This is a genomic window from Ruegeria sp. B11, assembly GCF_056539785.1.
Window position 1 is genome coordinate 80,215 of the sequence record NZ_JBQFVO010000009.1, and the last position, 20,294, is coordinate 100,508.

A 20,294-nucleotide genomic window follows, 5' to 3' on the forward strand; every position below is an offset into this window, starting at 1 on the left:
CGTTTTCCGGCTCGGGCGGCGTCTTGGAAAACTCTGAGGTCTATGTAAGCGGGTCTTGGCCCGCTCACAAGCGCTTACTCTGCCGCAGCAGCTTTTGTGACCGTAAGTGAGCCGCCCGCTTTCTCAACCGCTTCAACAGCAGCTTTCGAAGCACCGGTGACTTCCAGGTTCACTTTGGCGCTGATCTCGCCTTTCGCCAGAACGCGGATACCGTCCAGCTTGCGACGGACCAGACCGGATGCAACCAGCGCGTCCTCGGTGATCGCAGCTTTGGCGTCCAGCTTGCCGGCGTCGACGAATTTCTGGATCAGGCCCAGATTGATAACGGCGAATTCCTTGCGGTTCGGCTTGTTGAAGCCACGCTTGGGCAGGCGCTGGTACAGCGGCATCTGGCCGCCTTCGTAGCCATTGATGGCCACACCCGAACGGGATTTCTGGCCTTTGATACCACGGCCACCCATTTTACCTTTGCCGGAACCGGGGCCACGGCCAACGCGGGTGCGTTTCGGTGCGGCGCCGGGATTGTCGCGCAATTCGTTCAGTTTCATTTCGCTTCTCCTAAGCCGGATGTGACCCCCGAAGCGTGATGGGCCAAACACGGCATTTCTTGATTTTGATTCTTGTGGACGGAAATCCACCGGAGCGCTCTACAGCGTTGCGGCCTCGGTTGCAAGCATTGTTCAATCACATCCCCAATACCAAAAGAGGCGCCGTATAGGCGCCTCTTCAACGGTGAGTGGTTGGGGTGTTACCCACAGTAGGCGTGTTCGCGCGCGATATCCGCGATATCGCAGCGACGAATACCGATATCATCCAGTTCGCGGTTAGTCAGGCGCTGAAGCTCGGTATAGGTGCGGTTATATTCCGTCGCCCGGGCGCGGTTTTCTTTCACGCGCTCAAACAGGTTCGCAATACGGGCGCTCAGATTGAAGCCGCCATGTGTCAGTGTAGCTGTATGTGCCATATCTTTGATCCTTTAGAATGTCGGGGCGCATTCCCCGATGTCACTTGATTTGTTCCTTCATTGGACAGGCGTGAGATAGGCACAGACGATAACGCTAACAACGCGTGTTTCGGTCTAGCCGGTATGCGTTTTGTGAATGGCAATACAGGGTCCACCTGCTACTCTGAATGCACCGAGTGTCCGCTCAGCAGGCAAAGCCGCTGTTTGATTTCGCGGTATACGAGGCTAAGCTGCGGCGACGGATTCGGGTAGTTACACACAAATTCAATCAAGCACAGATGCTCCTCGCGGAAACAAAAACGAGGTTGACAGCAAGCATATGAGAATGGTCGCATAAGCTATAGTCTGATTAGCAGGGAATATAGCCATGAAAATTCCTTTCAGTGCGACCTTATTTATTTGGCTTTGTATGTCATCTACCTCTGCGTGGGCACAAGAAACCACCGAGGGTAGGCAAGTTGGTGAAATGACCATCTCGGAGGCCGACATGCATGCCCCTGCATCAGATGCGTTTTCGCCTTATGCGGGACGTGACTTTCCAACTAGACCTCTTTGGGGCGACACCCACTTGCATACATCGCTCTCACTTGACGCGCGTGCGTTTGGTGTACTTCTTTCGCCTTCAGACGCGTTTCGGTTTGCACGTGGAGAAGAAGTAACTACTTCTCATGGCCTACGGGCGAAGTTGTCTCGCCCGCTCGATTGGCTCGTTGTTTCAGACCATTCAGACGCGATGGGGGCGATGAACGAGATCGTCGCGGGGAACGCAACTTTGATGGGCGACCCAACTTTACGCGATTGGAACGACAGGTTGAACCAAGGAGGCAATGTGGCCCTTGGAGCGACAATGGAGGTTATCGAAACTTTCGCCGGAATTACCGGTGAAGCTTTGCCGGAGGCTATTGCGGACCGTCGTTTTGTACAGTCGGTTTGGGATGACTTTACGGAAACTGCAGATGCCTATGATCAACCGGGATCGTTCACAGCGTTTATCGGCTACGAATGGACGTCGACAGAGGGTGGTAACAACTTGCACCGTAATGTCATCTATAGGGACGACAAAATTCGGGCGCGGCAAATGTTGCCGTTTACGACTGCCGAGACTTTCAATCCTGAAGATCTGTGGGATTGGATGGAAAGATACGAAGAAACGACAGGCGGGCGCGTCCTTGCATTGGCGCACAACGGAAATGTTTCCAATGGTTTGATGTTTCCTGTCGAGACAAACCCCGATACCGGCGAACCGCTCACAGGAGATTACGCGGAAAGACGCGCCAAATGGGAGCCACTGTATGAGATTACTCAGATCAAAGGCGACGGCGAGGCCCACCCGTTCCTGAGCCCAAATGACGAGTTTGCAGATTACGAAACATGGGACGTCGCAAACCTTGGCCCTGTCCCCAAAGAAGACTGGATGTTGCAGTACGAGTATGCTCGCGAGGCTTTAAAAAATGGATTGAAGCTTGAGACGCAGCTTGGGACCAACCCTTACAAGTTCGGTGTCGTGGGATCCACAGACAGTCACACGGCCTTGGCGACAGCCCAGGAAGACAACTTTTTTGGTAAGCACTCAGGCGTGGAACCTGAGCCTGGGCGCTGGCAGCATGTTGTCGGCGAGTTTGAAGCGACCAGAATTCTGGGCTGGCAGATGGCTGCCTCTGGTTATGCGGCGGTTTGGGCCAAGGAAAATACGCGAGCATCTATTTTCGACGCGATGGAACGCAAGGAAGTATATGGTACAACGGGTAGTCGGATCACGGTACGTTTCTTCGGGGGATGGGATTTCGAAGAATACGATGCTCAATCGCGGCTTCCTGCGGAGATTGGGTATGGCAAAGGCGTACCGATGGGGGCAGATCTACCGGAAGCGCCCGGTGATGCCTTTGCGCCGAATTTTCTCGTCGCTGCACTCAAGGATCCGTACTCGGGTAATCTGGATCGTATTCAGATAGTCAAGGGCTGGCTAACAGAAGCCGGTGAGACACAAGAAAAGGTTTTTGATGTCGTCTGGTCCGGCGATCGGGATATCGGTGCCGATGGCAAGCTACCGCCTGTCGGCAATACCGTGGACGTCGAAACCGGCACGTTCACGAATTCAATCGGATCGCCGGAATTGATAACCGTCTGGTCTGATCCCGAGTTTGATCCGGGACAAAAAGCCTTTTACTACGCACGCGTGCTGGAAATTCCCACGCCGCGATGGACGGTTTACGAAGCTATTCGGTTCGGCGACGAACTACCTGAAGAAGTACCTACATCCACACAAGAACGGGCTTATACTTCGCCCATTTGGTACACTCCGGAGGGGTAACACTTCACCGCAAACGCGCTCATGTTTTATAGCTGCGTTGGGCTCGCAGCAGACAAACATAATCGCAAACACGAAAAAAGGCCCCCGAGTTTTCGAGGGCCTTTCAATTCTCAAAAAAAAGACTGCGCTTAGCCGCGCTCTTCGATGATCTCAACCAGATGCGGGATCTTGTTGACCATGCCGCGGACCGAAGGAGTGTCCTCCAGCTCGCGGGTGCGGTTCATCTTGTTCAGGCCTAGGCCGATCAGGGTTGCGCGCTGTTCGGCGGGGCGGCGGATCGGGGAGCCGATCTGCTTGACGACGATGGTTTTTGCCATTGTTCGCTCTCCTTACGCTTCTGCTTCGGCGGCAGCCGGTGCTTCGTCCCGCTTGGGCAGGATGTCGGCGACCTTTTTACCGCGACGTGCGGCAACCGAACGCGGGCTCTGCTCTTTTTGCAGGCCGTTGATGGTGGCGCGGATCATGTTGTACGGGTTCTGCGAGCCCAGCGACTTGGAAACAACGTCCTTAACGCCCAGCATTTCGAACACAGCACGCATCGGACCACCGGCGATGATACCGGTACCTTCAGGCGCGGTACGCATAACCACTTTACCGGCGCCGTGACGGCCTTCGATGTCGTGGTGCAGGGTACGACCTTCGCGCAGTTGCACGCGGATCATCTGACGCTTGGCTTGTTCAGTCGCCTTGCGGATGGCCTCAGGTACTTCTTTGGCTTTACCTTTGCCAAAGCCGACGCGGCCTTTCTGATCACCGACAACCACCAGAGCGGCGAAGCCAAAGCGCTTACCACCTTTTACGGTTTTCGACACGCGGTTGATTGCGACCAGACGGTCTGCAAATTCCGGTGCTTCTTCACGGTCGCGGCCACGGCCCCGACGGTTTTCACGTTCTGCCATTTGGCATCCCTTTTCTCATGTGGCGCTTCTCGGCGCCGTTTGTTCAATCCAAGTGAGCCCCGACTAGTGCCGAGGCCCCCGGATCATCGGGGCGGATCGAAACCCGCCCGCAAGTCTTAGATCTTCAGACCACCTTCACGCGCAGCGTCGGCCAGAGCCTTCACCTTGCCGTGGAACAGGAAGCCGCCACGATCGAAATAGGCCTCTTCGACGCCCGCCTTTTTGGCACGCTCGGCGATGGCCGCGCCCACTTTGGTGGCCGCTTCGACGTTGTTCTTGCCCACAACGCCCAGATCCTTTTCCAGGGTCGAGGCTGCGGCCAGGGTCACGCCACGTACGTCGTCGATCAGCTGAACAGAGATGTTCTTGTTCGAACGGTGTACTGACAGACGCGGACGACCCGCGTTGACCTTGCGAAGTTTGTTCCGAACGCGCAGGCGGCGCTTCAGAAACAGGGTTCTTTTGCTGTTTGCCATTGTCTGCGTCCTTACTTCTTCTTGCCTTCCTTGCGGAAGATGAACTCGCCCTTATAGCGGATGCCCTTGCCTTTGTACGGCTCGGGACGGCGCCATTCGCGGATTTTGGCCGCGACTTCGCCCACCTGCTGCTGGTCGATACCTTCCACAACGATCTCGGTCTGCTTCGGCGCGGTGATGGTGACACCTTCCGGAGCAGTGAAATCAACATCGTGGCTGTAGCCTAGGTTCAGCTTCAGGGTATTACCCTGCATCTGAGCCCGGTAACCAACACCCTGGATCTCCAGCTCTTTTTTGAAGCCGTTTGTTACGCCTTCAACAAGATTAGCGACCATGGTGCGGCTCATGCCCCACTGCTGTCGCGCACGCTTGGACATGCCACGGGGATCGATCTTGACCACGTTGTCTTCAACCGACAACGTAACGTCGTCGGTGGCGGTGAAGCTACGAGTGCCTTTCGGACCTTTCACTTCGATGGTCTGACCCGACACAGAGGCGGTAACGCCGCTGGGCAGCTCGACCGGTTTTTTACCAATACGAGACATTGCAGACCTCCTTAGAAGACGGTGCAGAGCACTTCGCCGCCAACATTGTTGGAGCGAGCGTTTGCGTCCGACATCACACCTTTCGGAGTGCTGACAATCGACACGCCCAGACCCTGACGGACCTGCGGGATGTCATTGACGCCCATGTAGACGCGACGGCCAGGCTTGGAAACCCGCTTGAGTTCGCGAATAACAGGGGTGCCTTCGTAGTATTTCAGGCTGATTTCGATGGCCGGATGACCGTTTTCACCGGTCGTCGCTTCGTAGCCACGGATGTAACCTTCGTCCGCCAGCACGTCCAGAACCCAGCCGCGCAGCTTGGAAGCCGGGGTGGAAACGGTGGACTTGCCGCGCATTTGCGCGTTGCGGATACGGGTGAGCATATCGCCGATAGGATCATTCATATCTATGTCTCCCTTACCAGCTCGATTTCACCATGCCGGGGATCTGACCAGCAGAACCCAGCTCGCGCAGCGCGATACGGCTGACCTTCAGCTTACGGTAGTAAGCGTGGGGACGACCGGTCAGCTGACAACGGTTGTGCAGACGGGTAGCCGAGCTGTTGCGCGGCAGTTTCGCCAGTTTCAGACGCGCTTTGAAACGCTCTTCCATCGGCTTGCTCTCGTCATTCGCGATTTCTTTCAGCTCGGCACGCTTTGCGGCATATTTGGCCACCAGGCGTTCGCGCTTCTTCTCGCGTTCGATCATTGCTTTCTTAGCCATGTCTCAATCCTCCCGGCGCTTACGCGTTGAACGGCATGTTGAATGCTTTCAACAATGCCTTTGCTTCAGCGTCGGTTTTCGCTGTGGTGGCAATTACGATATCCAGGCCCCAGACCTCGTCGACCTTGTCGAAGTCGATTTCCGGGAACACGATGTGCTCTTTCATGCCCATGGCAAAGTTGCCACGACCATCGAAAGACGGCTTCACACCGCGGAAGTCACGAACGCGAGGCATCGCGATGGTGATCAGACGATCCAGGAATTCGTACATCCGGTCGCCGCGCAGGGTCACTTTCGCACCCAGCGGCATGTCTTCACGGACGCGAAAACCCGCGATCGACTTCTTCGCCTTGGTTGCAACGGCCTTCTGGCCGGCAATCGCAGTCAGATCCTCGACAGCAGCTTTCGCTTTTTTCGAGTCTTTGACGGCCTCAGCACCACAACCGATGTTCAGAACGATTTTTTCCAGCTTGGGCAGCTGCATGTCGTTCTTGTAGCCGAACTCTTCTTTCAGAGCGGCACGGATTGTTTCAGCGTACTGAGCTTTCAGACGCGGGGTATAGTTTGCGGTATCAAGCATCGATCACGTCCCCCGTGGTCTTGGCGAAGCGCACTTTCTTGTCGCCTTCCATGCGGAAGCCAACGCGGGTTGCTTTGCCGTTTTTGTCCAGCAGTGCCAGGTTCGACAGCTCGATCGGGTTTGCCTGAGGCAGGCGACCACCTTGCGAGGTTTGCGACTGACGGGTGTGGCGGATGGCGATGTTGATGCCATCGACAACAGCTTTACCGGCTTTCGGGTCAACCGAGGTGATAGTTCCCTCTTTGCCCTTGTCCTTGCCGGCCAGCACGACGACCTTGTCGCCTTTGCGGAGTTTAGCAGCCATGATTACAGCACCTCCGGAGCCAGCGAGATGATTTTCATGAAGTTCTTGCCGCGCAGTTCACGAACAACGGGGCCAAAGATACGGGTACCTACGGGCTCGTTGTTGTTGTTCAGGATGACGGCGGCGTTGCGATCGAAACGGATCGCGGTGCCGTCTTCGCGACGGACTTCCTTGGCGGTGCGTACGACGACGGCCTTACGGACGTCACCTTTCTTTACGCGGCCGCGCGGGATGGCTTCCTTCACCGAGACGACAATGATGTCGCCGACGGAGGCGTATTTACGCTTGGAACCACCCAGGACCTTGATGCACTGAACTCGGCGTGCGCCGGAGTTGTCAGCGACATCCAGATTGGTCTGCATCTGGATCATGTGGTTTCTCCCGACCTGTGGGGGCTGGTCTCGTTAAATCCCCCAGGGTTTCGACAAATGGAAAAATCCCGGAAGCTTACGCTTCCAGAACTTCCCAACGTTTCGTCTTCGATTTCGGCGCGCATTCGATGATGCGTACGGTGTCGCCGACCTTGAAGGCGTTCTTTTCATCGTGAGCCCTGTATTTCTTGGACTTACGGATGGTTTTCTTCAGAACCGGATGCGTAAAGCGGCGCTCGACGGATACGGTTACGGTCTGTTCGTTGGCGTCGCTGGTCACGGTGCCTTGCAGGATACGCTTGGGCATCTGATTACTCCTCGGATGCCGCAGCAGCGGCCTTTTCGTTCAGAATGGTTTTGACACGGGCAGCGTTGCGGCGGGCCGCTTTGATGCCGGCTGTGTTTTCCAGCTGACCGGTTGCCTGTTGAAAGCGCAGGTTAAAGCTTTCTTTCTTCAGGTTGGCCAGTTCCTCGCGGAGCTGGTCCGGGGTCTTGTCACGCAGTTCTTGGGCGTTCATCGCCTTTTCCTTTGCTCAAAACACCAGAAGGCCCCCTTACAGGGTCACCTTTGACCTGGTGGATGAATGATAGACATACGAATCGCCCGACAACGCCGGGAGATCGCAGGATGCCGCCGTATAAGGGTTTGGGGGGTGGGTGGCAAGGGAAAGTTTCAAACCGTGTTCGGGCAGATGAAACTACCTGTTTCCAAATTACCGCCGCCCTCTGAAACCGGGCAGCAGATGACTACTGCGACCTTTCTGGATCCCGACAAACGCGGCCAAGTGCTCAGGCACCTTTCTCCTGCATTTTCCGAACCATTTTCAGGCGCGCGCGTCGCGGCAGCAGCGGCATGACCCAACCCAGCACAAACGCGAGCGACTTATCGTTGATCACCGTGAGCTTTCCATCGATCATGGCGTCATAGCCGACTTTGGCCACGGCCTCAGCGGTCGCCCCTTTTTGGGCAACAAGCTTCGTTCCCTCAAGATTTGCAGCAGCAGCAAATTCGGTCGCGACATAGCCCGGCTCCAGCGCCGTCACAGTGACGCCCTTACCTTTCAGCTCCTCCGCGAGCGCCTGACTGAAACTCGAAACATAGGCCTTGGTGGCAAAATAGGTCGCCTGCAATGGACCCGGCATATGCGCCGCAGTCGAACTGACATTCAGTATCTTTCCGCCACCGCCACTGATCATATCCCTGCCGAACAGATGACACAGAGAGACAAGGGCTTCGACGTTCAGCCGGATCATATCCAGATCGTCCGAAAGGCGGCGATCCAAAAAAGCCCCATGCCCTCCGAATCCAGCATTGTTGATCAGGTAGTCGACCGTCAGGTCTTTGCACTTGACGGCCTCATAAAGTTTTTCCGCGCCTCCAACAGCACCCAGATCAAGCGGAATGGCAGTGACAGTAACATCGTGGGCTGCCTCAAGCTCTGATCTGAGGGCATCTAACGCATCTCCGCGTCGCGCACTGATGATCAGATTGCCGCCTCGCGACGCATGATAACGTGCCAGTTCCCGACCAATTCCGGATGACGCGCCTGTGACGAGAGCTGTTTTGGTCATAGTATCCTCCGACGAAGTAACTGGAGCGCTTTCACCTTGACGCTTTAAGACGCTTCACTCCCATTTATAGTTGAAGCTAACAGAAATCCGCTCGTCCTCGGCCATGTTCATCGGCACTTCGTGGCGCAGCCAGCTTTCCCACAGCAGGATGTCACCTACCTGCGGCTTCATATAGATGAAAGGCTGCAATTCCCGGCGCCCGCCCTTCAGCCGCGTCGGTGCGGCCATCATGCGGCCCGACCGCGGGTCTTCCAGTTTCAACGCACTGGCCCCTTCGGGCATGGACACATAAGTCGTGCCTGAGATGACGCTGTGCGGATGCAGGTGGCTGGCATGCATCCCGCCTTCAGGGAGGATATTGATCCACAGATCCTCAAGCTTCAGTGCGCGGTCGTCCAGATCAAACTCCAAATCCTTGGCAAAAGCAGCGACGTGCTGATTCAGCACTTTGACAAGATCGGCAAATATCGGAAATCGCCAAGGCAAATCGGTCAGCGAAGCATAACTGGTGTAGCCGGGATACGCGTTCGCTTCACACCAGTCCTGCCCGGCCTCATCATCTTCAGCAATAACAAGGCATGAACTTTCCAATTCCTCCGCGTCGATCCTGGGATCGAATTCGGACAAGTTTGCGCGATAGAGACGGGTGACGAAGAGTGATTCAATCTGTGCCATGGGCTGGGCATACCCCAGCCCTCTCGGCAAGACCAGCCGCTTAGGTCTTGATGGGCCCTTTGCCACAGCGTGGTATCGGGCGACCTCCGTCGGCATAGGCGAGGCACAGCACGATCTCATCCGGTTTCGGCGCATCTGGGATGTTCAGCGTCATCGTGTCGAAATGATCGAACGACCACGGATTGTCCTTGTGCCCCAGCGGAAGATCAATCGCGCAACCCGGCGCGCCCAGCTTGGCGTTGGACGGTATCACCGCCTCACCTCCGCCCACCGCAGCGCGCATGGGCGCACCGAGTTTGGGGTGGATCACCGCCCCGCCCTGCTCAAGATCGCCGTTCATGCCGACAATCGCGGCTTTGCCGTACGAAACCGGCGGCCCATCAAGCTGAGAAACTGCCTCAGCGGCGAGTTCCGAACCCAGAATGGCGCCGATCTCGAACAACTCTGAAAGATCGTCCGAGAAGTGCCCGGCCAGAGGGTTCTGCATCACCGCCAGCGCTGCAACCCGACTGATCGGATCACAAGGCTGGCCCAACTGGTCGGTGGTTATGACTTCCTTAATGAGCATCTTTTTGCGCAGCTGAACCATAGGGCCCTCCCATTCCTGCAAGTTAGCCTAGAGGCGGGGTGGCTGGAGGTCGACGTTTTTCAGGACCCACGAAATCACGGGCTGCCGAGCCAAAAGAAAACCCCCGCCGGTTTCCCGACGAGGGTAAATCTTGTGACGAGCGAGGCCATAGCCCCAATCGCTTACCAGTCTTCGCGGACCACAACGCGGGTCTTGATCGGCAGCTTCATCGCGGCCAGGCGCAGGGCCTCGCGGGCGATGTCGTCATTGACGCCATCGATCTCGAACATCACACGACCGGGCTTTACCTTCGCTGCCCAGAAGTCAACGGAGCCTTTACCTTTACCCATACGGACTTCGGTTGGCTTCGAGGTCACGGGGGTATCCGGGAAGATCCGGATCCAGACGCGGCCTTGACGTTTCATGTGACGGGTCATGGCACGACGTGCAGCTTCGATCTGACGCGCGGTGACGCGCTCGGGCTGCAGTGCTTTCAGACCGTAGGTGCCAAAGTTCAGATCGGAACCGCCTTTGGCGAGCCCCTTGATCCGGCCTTTGTGCATCTTGCGGAATTTAGTACGCTTTGGTTGAAGCATATCTTTCCCTCCTTAGCGACGACCGCCACCAGCACCACGAGGTGCAGGGCCGTCCTGGAGTTCCTGTGCTTTACGGTCACGTGCCTGCGGATCGTGCTCCATGATCTCACCTTTGAAGATCCAGACCTTGATCCCGATGATCCCGTAAGGAGTCATCGCTTCGGCATGTGCGTAATCGATGTCGGCACGCAGGGTGTGCAGAGGCACGCGGCCTTCGCGGTACCACTCGGTCCGTGCGATTTCGGCGCCGCCCAGACGACCAGCGACGTTCACCCGGATACCCAGGGCGCCCATGCGCATGGCGTTCTGAACCGAGCGCTTCATGGCGCGACGGAACGAAACACGACGTTCCAGCTGCTGAGCGATGGACTCGGCAACCAGCTGCGCGTCAAGCTCGGGCTTGCGCACTTCGACGATGTTCAGGTGCAGTTCGCTGTCGGTCATACGAGCAAGCTTTTTGCGCAGAACTTCAATGTCTGCACCTTTCTTGCCGATGATGACACCGGGACGTGCAGTGTGGATCGTAACGCGGCACTTCTTGTGCGGACGTTCGATGATCACACGGGCAACACCGGCCTGCTTGCACTCTTTGTTGATGAACTCACGGATCTTGAGGTCTTCCAGCAGAAGATCACCGTAGTCCTTGGTGTCGGCGTACCAGCGGCTGTCCCAGGTGCGGTTGACCTGAAGGCGCATGCCGATCGGATTGACTTTATGTCCCATTAGGCTTGCTCCTCAACTTGACGCACCTTGATGGTGATCTCCGAGAACGGCTTCATGATCTTGCCGAAACGGCCACGTGCACGCGGACGACCGCGCTTCATGACCAGGTTCTTGCCAACCCAGGCTTCGGCGACGATCAGTTCGTCGACATCCAGGTTGTGGTTGTTCTCGGCGTTGGCGATTGCAGACTGCAGGCACTTCTTGACGTCCTGCGCGACACGCTTGTTCGAGAAAGTCAGGTCAGTCAGAGCCTTCTCAACTTTCTTGCCACGGATCATCTGCGCAACCAGGTTCAGTTTCTGCGGGCTAGTACGGAGCATGCGCGTTTTCGCCATTGCTTCGTTTTCAGCCACGCGGCGGGGGTTCTTTTCCTTGCCCATGACTTACTTCCGCTTCGCTTTTTTGTCAGCGGCGTGACCGTAATAGGTACGAGTCGGCGAGTATTCACCGAACTTCTGACCGATCATGTCTTCCGAGACGTTGACGGGGATATGCTTATGGCCGTTGTACACACCAAAGGTCAGACCCACGAACTGGGGCAGAATGGTGGAACGACGCGACCAAATCTTGATGACTTCGTTGCGGCCCGACTCGCGCGCTGCTTCGGCTTTTTTCAGCACGTAAGCATCGACGAAAGGACCCTTCCAAACAGAGCGAGACATAGATTAACGTCCCTTCTTCTTGGCGTGCCGCGAGCGGATGATCAGCTTCTGGGACGCTTTGTTCTTGTTGCGGGTACGCTTACCCTTGGTGTCCTTACCCCACGGAGTAACCGGCGTACGGCCACCCGAGGTACGACCTTCACCACCACCGTGCGGGTGGTCGATCGGGTTCATTGCAACACCACGAACCGACGGACGAACGCCCTTGTGGCGCATACGACCGGCTTTACCGAGGTTTTGGTTGCTGTTGTCGGGGTTGGACACGGCACCAACGGTGGCCATGCATTCCTGACGGACCATGCGCAGCTCGCCCGAGCTCAGACGGATCTGAGCGTAGCCGCCATCGCGACCAACGAACTGAGCGTAAGTACCGGCCGCACGTGCGATCTGACCGCCTTTGCCAGGCTTCATCTCGATGTTGTGGACGATGGTACCAATGGGCATGCCCGAGAACGGCATTGCGTTGCCCGGCTTGATGTCGGCCTTGGCGGATGCCACGACTTTGTCACCAACAGCCAGACGCTGCGGAGCCAGGATATATGCCTGCTCGCCGTCTTCGTATTTTACCAGTGCGATGAATGCGGTCCGGTTCGGGTCATATTCGATCCGCTCGACGGTTGCCGCGACATCAAATTTGTTCCGTTTGAAGTCAACGATCCGGTAGAGACGCTTTGCGCCACCGCCGCGGCGGCGTGAAGTGATCCGTCCGGTGTTGTTCCGGCCGCCCGATTTGGTCAAACCCTCAGTGAGAGACTTGACCGGACGTCCTTTCCAAAGCTCCGAACGGTCGATCAGCACCAGCCCGCGCTGGCCCGGCGTCGTCGGCTTGTACGACTTGAGTGCCATGCTTTCTGTCTTCCGTTTAGCAAGTGCGAGGGATTTCCCCGCTATGTGATAGGCCCCCGTAGGTGCCAAGGGTATAGGGCCCCGAAGGTCCCCGGTTACAAATATCAGAGGCCCCGGAACGAATCCGAGGCCGCAAGATTGGGAGCGTGTAGCAGTGTTGGGGATGGGTGTCTATAGGGTGCGGCCCAAGATTCTTATGGAGACCAAAGAAAAAGTCACCGCAACATTTGCCCCAGGTTTCAATTTCGCAAGTCGCGCGATCAGTGGGTATTACTTATTCGGCCGGAAGAACTCAGGTAACTTGCCACTCACTGATACAATGCGCGAACCTCGGCGAAGGACAACAGGCGGCGGTGTTTTTCGTCCCACAGGTGCAACCGCGCGTTGGCAATGCTCTCACGAATGGTCATCCTGTTGCTGTTTGCCAACTCGTCGTGATCGCGCAGCACTTCGGTCAGGCGGTAGAACGGAATGCGGCTGTACAGATGGTGCACGTGGTGGATGCCGATATTGGCACTGAACCACTGTAGCACCGGCGGCAGAATATAATGCGAGCTTCCGTGCAGGGCCGCCTCGTGCAACTGCCAATCCTTGTCCGATTCCCAATGCGTTTCTTCGAATTGGTGCTGAACATAAAACAGCCATACTCCTGCAGTTGCCGCAATCAGGGTTGAGGGCAGAAAAATCAATAGGACCGGCATCAAGCCGCCATAGTAGTAGACAGCAAAAAGGGCGGTCAGAATAGCTATATTGGTACCCATCGCGCTGACCCAGAACCGAGCGCTACCAGTTAAACCCAAGGGCAGACGGTTTTGGAGCAGGAACAAATAGCCGGGACCAAGTACGAACAGTGTGACCGGATTGCGGTAAACGCGATACCAGAACCGGTTCATGGGAGACTTGGATTGGTACTCAGCCACTGTCAGCGTGTGGATATCCCCCATTCCCCGCTTGTCCAAGTTACCCGAACTGTTGTGATGGTAAGAATGAGTGCGGCGCCAGACATCATAGGGTGTAAGGGTCAGCACCCCGATCACCCGTCCAACCCAGTCGCTGACTGTCCGGTTCTTGAAGAACGCCCCGTGCCCGCAATCGTGTTGGATCGCAAACAGGCGCAGCAGGAAGGCCGCATTCAGGACCGCAATGGCAAATGCCAGCCAGTAGCTGATGGATAATGCCATCCAGGACAGCGCCCAAAGCACAAAGAATGGGATAATGCTGACACCCAGCTCAAAGGAACTGCGCCATTGATTAGGTTCGCGGTATTTGGCAAGCGTCGAAACCCAATCCCGCGCGGCAGTTCTATCCGGGTTTTCCCGGGTCGAGAGAGAGGTTTCGGTCATGCGCCTGCCATGTCTTTTGCTTGTTGGAAGCCGGCTAGACTACCCGCGCGACATAGCAAGCGAATTGTGCAAAACATGAGAGTTTAGTGCTCAAATTTTTGTGTCGCCGCGTAAGAACAACCCCCATGAGCACGCCACTTACCTCTCCCCAAAGACGCGTCCAATCACGGACCGCCGGATATATCGATGTGTGGTCTCTCTTCCAGGGTTGCACGTGCTTCTGACGCGTTTCTGATGAGTCAACGCAACTCTTACCCCAACGACCGCCTTCTGCAGAGCGGCTCAGACTCTACCGCGATACGTTGCTTGAGTTTGATATGACCCAAAACCTCGCGAAATGCGCGGTGCTTGGGTTTCCCTTCCAGATAATCCGCCAGTTTGAGCAGGTTGATAGGGTGCTTCGTAATTAACGCCTCGATCCGCTGCACCGCTTCGTCCAGCACGTAGTGATCCACGTACTGGCAGGCCACCTGTGTGGGCGTCAGGAGACAGTAATCCTGCGGACGTTTCTCAGTATAGCGCGTGATGTCGAAGGGCGACGCACCGAGAGCGTGGAACTTGGGGATGTGCACACGCATCTCGGCCTCGACGTGTTCCAACACCGTACCCGAGGTCTGGCGAAACCCCAGCGGACCAAGCTTATCGACCACATGATTGCGCATCGCCGGAGAGATCATGTCCACATCCGCCCGGTCGTATTTCAGATCGTCGAAAACCGACAAAAGCCCCAGCTTTTCATCGGCGATCTGAAAATAGGGCTCGGCGCTGAAAGCCCGCATCCTCTCCAACACCTGCGCACGGGCAGTTTCAGGGTCTGAAACGAAATCGGCCCCGGCGGGTTGAACCGCCGGGGCCGTGAATAGTCGCAGTAAGCGTCGGATCAAAGACCGGTGCTCACGTCGATTGTGTTACCCTCTTCCAGGGTCACATATGCTTTTTTGACGTCTTTCCGACGGCCCAGCTGGCCGCGGAACCGCTTGACCTTGCCTTTGGTCACAGTAGTGTTCACCGCTTTGACCTTTACACCAAACAGAGCCTCAACGGCCTCTTTGATTTGCGGCTTGTTGCTGTCGATCGCCACTTCAAAGACAACCGCGCCGTTTTCGGACGCCATCGTCGACTTTTCAGTGATGATCGGCTTGCGGATCACGTCGTAGTGTTCTGCCTTCGCGCTCATTTCAGACGAGCCTCCAGTGCTTCGACAGCCGCTTTGGTGAGCACCAGGGTGTCACGCTTGAGGATGTCATAGACGTTTGCGCCCATCGACGGCAGGATATCCAGACCTTCGATGTTCTTGGACGCTTTCAGGAACCCTTCGTTCACGGTCGCGCCGTCGATGACCAGAGCACGTTTCCAGCCCAGGTTTGCAACCTGTTTGGCCAGAGCGGCGGTCTTGCCTTCGGCTTCGGCGTTCTCGATCACGACCAGTTCACCTGCCTTAGCTTTGGCCGACAGAGCGTGGCGCAGGCCAAGCTTGCGGAACTTCTTTGGCAGGTCATGACCATGCGAACGCACGACGGGGCCTTTATAGATACCACCACCACGGAAGATCGGCGCATTACGGTCACCATGGCGTGCGCCACCGGTGCCCTTCTGGCGATAGATCTTCTTGGTCGAATAGCTGGTTTCCGAGCGGGTCTTGACCTTGTGGGTGCCGGCCTGCGCATTGTTGCGCTGCCAACGGACCACACGGTGCAGGATGTCCGCGCGCGGCTCGAGACCGAACAGGTCTGCATCCAGCTCGATGTTGCCGGCCTTGCCGCCGTCCAGTTTGATTACATCAAGTTTCATGCTTCACCACCTTCCGCGGGAGCTTCTTCCGCAGGTGCTTCGGTTGCAGCCGATTTCACAGCAGCCGGGAAAGGCAGGCCTTCCGGTGCTTTCTTCTTGACGGCGTCCTTGACGGTGACCCAGCCCGATTTCGGTCCGGGAACGGCGCCTTTGATGAAGACCAGGTTCCGGACGGCGTCGGTTTTGACAACCTCCAGGTTCTGGGTGGTGACACGGGCAGCGCCCATGTGACCGGCCATCTTCTTGCCTTTGAACACCTTGCCCGGGTCCTGACACTGACCGGTCGAACCGTGCGAACGGTGGCTGATCGAAACACCGTGCGAGGCGCGCAGACCACCAAAGTTCCAACGCTTCATCGCACCGGCGAAGCCTTTACCGATCGAGGTGCCCGAAACGTCAACTTTCTGACCTTCCAGGAAGTGTTCTGCCGAAATCTCGGCGCCCACATCGATCAGGCCATCTTCGGAGACGCGGAACTCGGCCAGCTTACGCTTGGGCTCGACCTTGGCAGCGGCATAGTGACCGCGCATGGCCTTCGAGGTGCGTTTTGCTTTGGCAGCACCGGCGCCCAGCTGAACGGCAGTGTAGCCGTCTTTGTCAGCGGTGCGCTGTGCAACAACCTGCAGGTTGTCCAGGTGAAGAACGGTCACAGGGATCTGCTTGCCGTCTTCCATGAACAGGCGGGTCATGCCAACTTTTTTTGCGATAATACCAGAGCGCATAATCTATACCCTCCGATCTTACGACTGCAGCTTGATCTCGACGTCCACACCAGCAGCGAGGTCGAGCTTCATCAGCGCGTCAACGGTCTGGGGGGTCGGATCAACGATGTCCAAGAGACGCTTGTGCGTACGGATCTCGAACTGGTCGCGGGATTTCTTGTCAACGTGAGGGCCACGGAGAACCGTGAACTTCTCAATCTTGTTCGGCAGCGGGATCGGGCCGCGCACGTTCGCGCCGGTCCGCTTGGCAGTGTTGACGATCTCTTGCGTGCTGGCATCCAGAACGCGATAGTCAAATGCCTTCAGCCGAATACGGATGTTTTGGCTTTGCATATTAACAGCCTTTTTTAGGCGTTGAGGTTGAGAGGAGGACAGACGCGCATCGCCAACCCTCTTCGAACCCAAAAGGCGGGAATCATCCCGCCTTGATGTTCTTGATGAGAACTCGCGCGTATTAGTGGGGTTGGTGGGATTTGGCAAGGGGGAAATCAGATATCGTCAGTCTGACAGAATAGAGTTCAACGAGACGGATCAACGAAGTCTCGATTTGCTAGCTGAGCGAAAGAGACTCACCCACATACGCTCTGCCTATGCGTCGCCCTCGTCATCAAGGTTAGAGCAATGATAGTATTTTGCTTGTTCAACAATTGCATCCATAAACTCAACTACGTTGTTGCGTTCAAAATAAGTCATCCGAAATTCAGGCGGAAGTAATGTCAATGAACCCTTCGCACTATGCTTAGTCCATCGATTCAAGAGCTTAACCTGAGGCAGTATGTTCCATAATTTGGCTTCAATTTTTGCAGCTGATTGAATTTCAATTCCTGTGTCAGTGTATGGCCAATACGAGTTTGGATAATTGCGTATTACCCAACTTCTGAAGTTAAGTATTTGAGTTTCGTGCTGATAATAGTTTTTGTTAAGAGGCACCACGGCGATGTGCAGATATCCGTTGTCAGTTTCCCTAACGCTAATTTCATACGCATCACTGAAATCAAGTGTGCGAAGGTTAACGTATCGATCATACTTGGTTAGGTAGTCGTTGCTTTTGGTTGGCACAATCACTCTCGAAAACGAAACACTACATCCTTCAATGAGAATGTTTGAGTAACCCATGCTTTTTAAGGCGCTATATACCTGCGCATCACTGGATGGCGCGGACACCAAAACGTTCGGGGCTAAAGTTCCAATCCAAAATACTAAACTTGAAAAAATTGACATCGCAAAGCGCGGCTTTTTGGACATGTCCAAATCATCTTCTCTCAAAGGATTGGTCGGTTAAAAAAGAGACTGCCAGATTGTGGTTTCAATAGTGACTGTGTTCAATCTCTAAAAGTAATAAAGGCCGCCCCTTTTGGAGCGGCCTACTTAGGCTCACCGATGTGCCGGGCTGAACCCCGACCTACCGTGATTACTCGATGACTTTCGACACAACACCGGCGCCGACAGTGCGACCGCCTTCGCGGATCGCGAAGCGCAGACCGTCTTCCATCGCGATCGGCGCGATCAGCTCAACGGTGAAGCCAAAGCTGTCGCCGGATAAAACCAATTCGGTGACGTCTCAGTTCCCAAAACCCACAGGCTAGTTCCTAACAAGCCATGGGGCTTCAACCTTCATGCCTTGATAGACCGCGTGCATGAAAAGGTGTGCAATCACAGGGTCATTTGAAAATGGCGAGAATTGCAGATTTCCCTCTCTGACATCGCCTTCCGCTTCATAGACCACCTCGTCGCCTTTAATCGTTACACGCACTTCAAGCTCCGCCAGTGTTTCCGGATCGACGGCAGTAGGATCGTCCGACAAAATCACAAAGTCCGCGACTTTTCCAACTTCGATAGACCCCTTCTCGTCTTCTTCAAAATGCTGCCAGGCGGGCCAGATTGTCATGGCTTTCAAGGCGGTCATAACGTCGACTCTTTGATGGGGACCCAAAATGTCACCAGACCGTGTGCGGCGGGTTACCGTCGCGGCGAGAACACGCATGCTGTTCGGAAAGGCGACCGGCGCATCGTGATGCGTGCCGAACTTCATGCCACGCTCGTGCAGCCATCCTGTAGGCGAAATATTTTCTGCGTTTATCGGCCCGACCGTATGATCCCGGTGCCAATCGCCCCAATAAAACGTATGCATCGGGAATAACGACGGAAACACACCAAGGCGCTTAAAACTGGCAACCTGATCCTCTCTTAGAAACTGACCGTGCACCAGAACGGGCCGGTTGTCAGGGTCGCCATACTTGATCTGCGCCTCTTCGAGCGCAGCAATCAGCATGTCAGATGCTCCTTCGCCGTTGGAATGCACAAGGATCTGGAAATCATTCTCGTAACACCAGTTCACAGCGTCCTGGAGTTGTTCCATGGTTATGGCGGCATAACCTGCGTACCCCGCGGCATAGTTTCCAACCGGATCATAGTAGGGTCGATCCCGCAAAGCCGTGAAGCCCTGCGGCGAACCGTCAATTGTCAGCTTGCAGCCCCCTACCCGAACCCGGTTGTCATAATCCGCCGAGGTGTTTGCTCCGATATACTCCCTCGACTCAAGAACATCCGGGAAGGCTACTACATCGATTGGAAGAGCTTCTTTGGCGGCAACTTTCTTAAGAACTTCGACGATTTCACCTGAAGATCGACCTTCTTGTCCAGTCGTATATCCAAACTTTGCCCAAAGCTCGGTTCCAGCTCGGGCAAATTCAGCAAGACCTTCTTCACCCAAATTCCCCAACATCGGCACGAGAACAGAAAAGAACGCGTATTCTTCCAGAACTCCATTTGGCTCACCGGCTTCATCGCGTTGGATCACCCCGCCCGGAGGTGCGTCAGACGCCGCTGTGATACCTGCCAACTCCAGCGCTTTCGAGTTTGCCACGCCTAGGTGCCCGGACTGATGAATAATGACAACGGGCAAGTCCTCAGACACCATGTCCAACTCCTGTCGTGTCGGGTGGCGGAGTTCCTTCAACTGAGCATTGTCGTAGCCAAAGCCAATGATCATTTGGACCTGTTCAACGGCCTGCGCATTCTCTTCGGCCCAGTCAGTCAGTGTGGATTGCAGACTGGCGATATCAATGACATCTCCGTCCGGTGGCGCAAGAAGGTTAGCTGACAGTGCCTGCAAACCGCCCATGACGACATGTCCGTGGCTATCAACGAAACCCGGAAGCATCGCGCGCCCTTCCAGATCATAGGTTTCAGTTTCTTCACCCTGATGCGCCGACAAGTCAGGCAGCGGACCAACCGCAAGAATGCGCCCGTCTTTGACTGCGACAGCTTCGGCGGACGGAGCCGTATCGTTCATCGTTACAATTGGTCCGCCCAAATAGATCCGATCCGCAATCTGTTGTGAGGACGCAGAGGTAGATGAGAAAGCAACCGCTGCGACAAGACAAACTGAACGCGCCCAAAAGTGCATCTTATGACCTCTTTCTAATTGCAATGTCTCAATACGAAAGAAGTTAGCATTACTGTTGGCTTAGGCAAAAACGAAAAAGGGCGCCCCGAGGGACGCCCTTTCTTTGTATATTCGCTTACGCGAATTACTCGATGATTTTCGAGACGACGCCGGCGCCGACGGTGCGGCCGCCTTCGCGGATCGCAAAGCGCAGGCCGTCTTCCATCGCGATGGG

31 protein-coding genes and 1 pseudogene are annotated in these 20,294 nt (G+C 55.8%); 1 reads left to right on the top strand and 31 read right to left on the bottom strand.

The annotated features are described in order from the left end of the window. Positions 1 to 74: 74 nt before the first annotated feature. Positions 75 to 548: a 50S ribosomal protein L15 gene (gene rplO, locus ACR0I1_RS19950; RefSeq protein WP_039538304.1), complete on the bottom strand. Its 474-nt coding sequence runs from the start codon at positions 546 to 548 to the stop codon at positions 75 to 77. Positions 549 to 748: 200 nt separating this feature from the next. After that, a complete protein-coding gene (locus ACR0I1_RS19955) occupies positions 749 to 964 on the bottom strand; it encodes a DUF1127 domain-containing protein (RefSeq protein WP_170609974.1) in 216 nt (71 codons plus the stop codon). A gap of 487 nt (positions 965 to 1,451) precedes the next feature. Between ACR0I1_RS19955 and ACR0I1_RS19960 the strand changes: the two genes are divergently transcribed. Next, positions 1,452 to 3,275, top strand: coding sequence for a DUF3604 domain-containing protein (locus tag ACR0I1_RS19960; protein ID WP_480707647.1), 1,824 nt, complete (start codon positions 1,452 to 1,454; stop codon positions 3,273 to 3,275). A gap of 128 nt (positions 3,276 to 3,403) precedes the next feature. Here the strand turns inward: ACR0I1_RS19960 and rpmD are convergent, their stop codons facing one another. The 29 genes and pseudogenes from rpmD to ACR0I1_RS20105 all read right to left on the bottom strand — a co-directional run. Beyond that, positions 3,404 to 3,592, bottom strand: a complete 189-nt coding sequence (gene rpmD, locus ACR0I1_RS19965) for a 50S ribosomal protein L30 (protein ID WP_039538297.1) — start codon at positions 3,590 to 3,592, stop codon at positions 3,404 to 3,406. A gap of 12 nt (positions 3,593 to 3,604) precedes the next feature. Continuing rightward, entirely contained in the window at positions 3,605 to 4,174 is a 570-nt protein-coding gene (gene rpsE, locus ACR0I1_RS19970; protein ID WP_155148691.1) for a 30S ribosomal protein S5, read from the bottom strand. 116 nt (positions 4,175 to 4,290) lie between these two features. Beyond that, positions 4,291 to 4,650, bottom strand: coding sequence for a 50S ribosomal protein L18 (gene rplR, locus ACR0I1_RS19975; protein WP_170392895.1), 360 nt, complete (start codon positions 4,648 to 4,650; stop codon positions 4,291 to 4,293). Between the two features lie 11 nt (positions 4,651 to 4,661). Continuing rightward, complete coding sequence (gene rplF / locus ACR0I1_RS19980) at positions 4,662 to 5,195, bottom strand: 50S ribosomal protein L6 (protein ID WP_170392896.1); 534 nt, start codon at positions 5,193 to 5,195, stop codon at positions 4,662 to 4,664. An 11-nt stretch (positions 5,196 to 5,206) separates the two neighbouring features. Then, a complete protein-coding gene (gene rpsH / locus ACR0I1_RS19985; protein WP_010437099.1) occupies positions 5,207 to 5,599 on the bottom strand; it encodes a 30S ribosomal protein S8 in 393 nt (130 codons plus the stop codon). A gap of 13 nt (positions 5,600 to 5,612) precedes the next feature. Then, positions 5,613 to 5,918: a 30S ribosomal protein S14 gene (gene rpsN, locus ACR0I1_RS19990; RefSeq protein ID WP_010437098.1), complete on the bottom strand. Its 306-nt coding sequence runs from the start codon at positions 5,916 to 5,918 to the stop codon at positions 5,613 to 5,615. Between the two features lie 19 nt (positions 5,919 to 5,937). Further along, the gene (gene rplE / locus ACR0I1_RS19995; RefSeq protein WP_010437097.1) at positions 5,938 to 6,498 is read right to left on the bottom strand and encodes a 50S ribosomal protein L5; all 561 of its coding nucleotides are present in this window, start codon (positions 6,496 to 6,498) and stop codon (positions 5,938 to 5,940) included. After that, positions 6,491 to 6,802 carry a 50S ribosomal protein L24 gene (rplX, locus tag ACR0I1_RS20000; RefSeq protein ID WP_010437096.1) on the bottom strand — a complete coding sequence of 104 codons (312 nt, stop codon included), beginning with the start codon at positions 6,800 to 6,802 and terminating at the stop codon, positions 6,491 to 6,493. The genes rplE and rplX overlap by 8 nt, the downstream gene beginning before the upstream one ends. Before the next feature lie 2 nt (positions 6,803 to 6,804). Then, positions 6,805 to 7,173, bottom strand: a complete 369-nt coding sequence (gene rplN / locus ACR0I1_RS20005) for a 50S ribosomal protein L14 (RefSeq protein WP_008757934.1) — start codon at positions 7,171 to 7,173, stop codon at positions 6,805 to 6,807. 76 nt (positions 7,174 to 7,249) lie between these two features. Beyond that, on the bottom strand, positions 7,250 to 7,480 hold the full coding sequence (rpsQ, locus tag ACR0I1_RS20010) for a 30S ribosomal protein S17 (RefSeq protein ID WP_068340771.1): 231 nt from the start codon (positions 7,478 to 7,480) through the stop codon (positions 7,250 to 7,252). Between the two features lie 4 nt (positions 7,481 to 7,484). Then, complete coding sequence (gene rpmC / locus ACR0I1_RS20015) at positions 7,485 to 7,691, bottom strand: 50S ribosomal protein L29 (protein ID WP_010437082.1); 207 nt, start codon at positions 7,689 to 7,691, stop codon at positions 7,485 to 7,487. Between the two features lie 271 nt (positions 7,692 to 7,962). Next, a complete protein-coding gene (locus ACR0I1_RS20020) occupies positions 7,963 to 8,745 on the bottom strand; it encodes an SDR family NAD(P)-dependent oxidoreductase (protein WP_480707648.1) in 783 nt (260 codons plus the stop codon). A gap of 54 nt (positions 8,746 to 8,799) precedes the next feature. Further along, positions 8,800 to 9,420, bottom strand: a complete 621-nt coding sequence (locus ACR0I1_RS20025) for a 2OG-Fe(II) oxygenase family protein (protein ID WP_480707649.1) — start codon at positions 9,418 to 9,420, stop codon at positions 8,800 to 8,802. Between the two features lie 40 nt (positions 9,421 to 9,460). Then, the gene (locus ACR0I1_RS20030; RefSeq protein WP_170424539.1) at positions 9,461 to 10,009 is read right to left on the bottom strand and encodes an amino acid synthesis family protein; all 549 of its coding nucleotides are present in this window, start codon (positions 10,007 to 10,009) and stop codon (positions 9,461 to 9,463) included. A gap of 161 nt (positions 10,010 to 10,170) precedes the next feature. Further along, positions 10,171 to 10,584, bottom strand: a complete 414-nt coding sequence (gene rplP / locus ACR0I1_RS20035; RefSeq protein ID WP_039538270.1) for a 50S ribosomal protein L16 — start codon at positions 10,582 to 10,584, stop codon at positions 10,171 to 10,173. A 12-nt stretch (positions 10,585 to 10,596) separates the two neighbouring features. Beyond that, positions 10,597 to 11,307, bottom strand: coding sequence for a 30S ribosomal protein S3 (gene rpsC, locus ACR0I1_RS20040; protein WP_008758042.1), 711 nt, complete (start codon positions 11,305 to 11,307; stop codon positions 10,597 to 10,599). After that, positions 11,307 to 11,687 (bottom strand): 50S ribosomal protein L22, encoded by a 381-nt coding sequence (gene rplV, locus ACR0I1_RS20045; protein WP_039538267.1) that lies wholly within the window; start codon positions 11,685 to 11,687, stop codon positions 11,307 to 11,309. Before rplV ends, rpsC begins: the two co-directional genes overlap by 1 nt. 3 nt (positions 11,688 to 11,690) lie before the next feature. Continuing rightward, positions 11,691 to 11,969 (bottom strand): 30S ribosomal protein S19, encoded by a 279-nt coding sequence (gene rpsS, locus ACR0I1_RS20050; RefSeq protein ID WP_010437056.1) that lies wholly within the window; start codon positions 11,967 to 11,969, stop codon positions 11,691 to 11,693. Between the two features lie 3 nt (positions 11,970 to 11,972). Beyond that, positions 11,973 to 12,815, bottom strand: coding sequence for a 50S ribosomal protein L2 (gene rplB / locus ACR0I1_RS20055; RefSeq protein WP_008757664.1), 843 nt, complete (start codon positions 12,813 to 12,815; stop codon positions 11,973 to 11,975). Positions 12,816 to 13,123: 308 nt separating this feature from the next. Beyond that, complete coding sequence (locus ACR0I1_RS20060) at positions 13,124 to 14,158, bottom strand: fatty acid desaturase (protein ID WP_480593240.1); 1,035 nt, start codon at positions 14,156 to 14,158, stop codon at positions 13,124 to 13,126. A 251-nt stretch (positions 14,159 to 14,409) separates the two neighbouring features. Next, a complete protein-coding gene (locus ACR0I1_RS20065) occupies positions 14,410 to 15,042 on the bottom strand; it encodes a hypothetical protein (RefSeq protein ID WP_480707650.1) in 633 nt (210 codons plus the stop codon). Continuing rightward, positions 15,039 to 15,335: a 50S ribosomal protein L23 gene (locus tag ACR0I1_RS20070; protein ID WP_008757532.1), complete on the bottom strand. Its 297-nt coding sequence runs from the start codon at positions 15,333 to 15,335 to the stop codon at positions 15,039 to 15,041. Before ACR0I1_RS20070 ends, ACR0I1_RS20065 begins: the two co-directional genes overlap by 4 nt. After that, entirely contained in the window at positions 15,332 to 15,949 is a 618-nt protein-coding gene (gene rplD / locus ACR0I1_RS20075) for a 50S ribosomal protein L4 (protein WP_010437039.1), read from the bottom strand. Before rplD ends, ACR0I1_RS20070 begins: the two co-directional genes overlap by 4 nt. Further along, positions 15,946 to 16,671 (bottom strand): 50S ribosomal protein L3, encoded by a 726-nt coding sequence (gene rplC, locus ACR0I1_RS20080; RefSeq protein ID WP_170649090.1) that lies wholly within the window; start codon positions 16,669 to 16,671, stop codon positions 15,946 to 15,948. Before rplC ends, rplD begins: the two co-directional genes overlap by 4 nt. An 18-nt stretch (positions 16,672 to 16,689) precedes the next feature. Further along, a complete protein-coding gene (gene rpsJ, locus ACR0I1_RS20085) occupies positions 16,690 to 17,004 on the bottom strand; it encodes a 30S ribosomal protein S10 (protein ID WP_008756422.1) in 315 nt (104 codons plus the stop codon). Positions 17,005 to 17,259: 255 nt separating this feature from the next. After that, entirely contained in the window at positions 17,260 to 17,916 is a 657-nt protein-coding gene (locus ACR0I1_RS20090; RefSeq protein WP_480707651.1) for a hypothetical protein, read from the bottom strand. A gap of 166 nt (positions 17,917 to 18,082) precedes the next feature. Further along, positions 18,083 to 18,226, bottom strand: a pseudogene (locus ACR0I1_RS20095) (EF-Tu C-terminal domain-related protein); the annotation flags it as partial. Positions 18,227 to 18,253: 27 nt separating this feature from the next. Continuing rightward, on the bottom strand, positions 18,254 to 19,966 hold the full coding sequence (locus ACR0I1_RS20100; protein WP_480707652.1) for an amidohydrolase: 1,713 nt from the start codon (positions 19,964 to 19,966) through the stop codon (positions 18,254 to 18,256). Positions 19,967 to 20,204: 238 nt separating this feature from the next. Continuing rightward, positions 20,205 to 20,294: EF-Tu C-terminal domain-related protein (locus ACR0I1_RS20105; RefSeq protein WP_211330766.1), on the bottom strand; the 90-nt coding region annotated here is incomplete at its 5' end.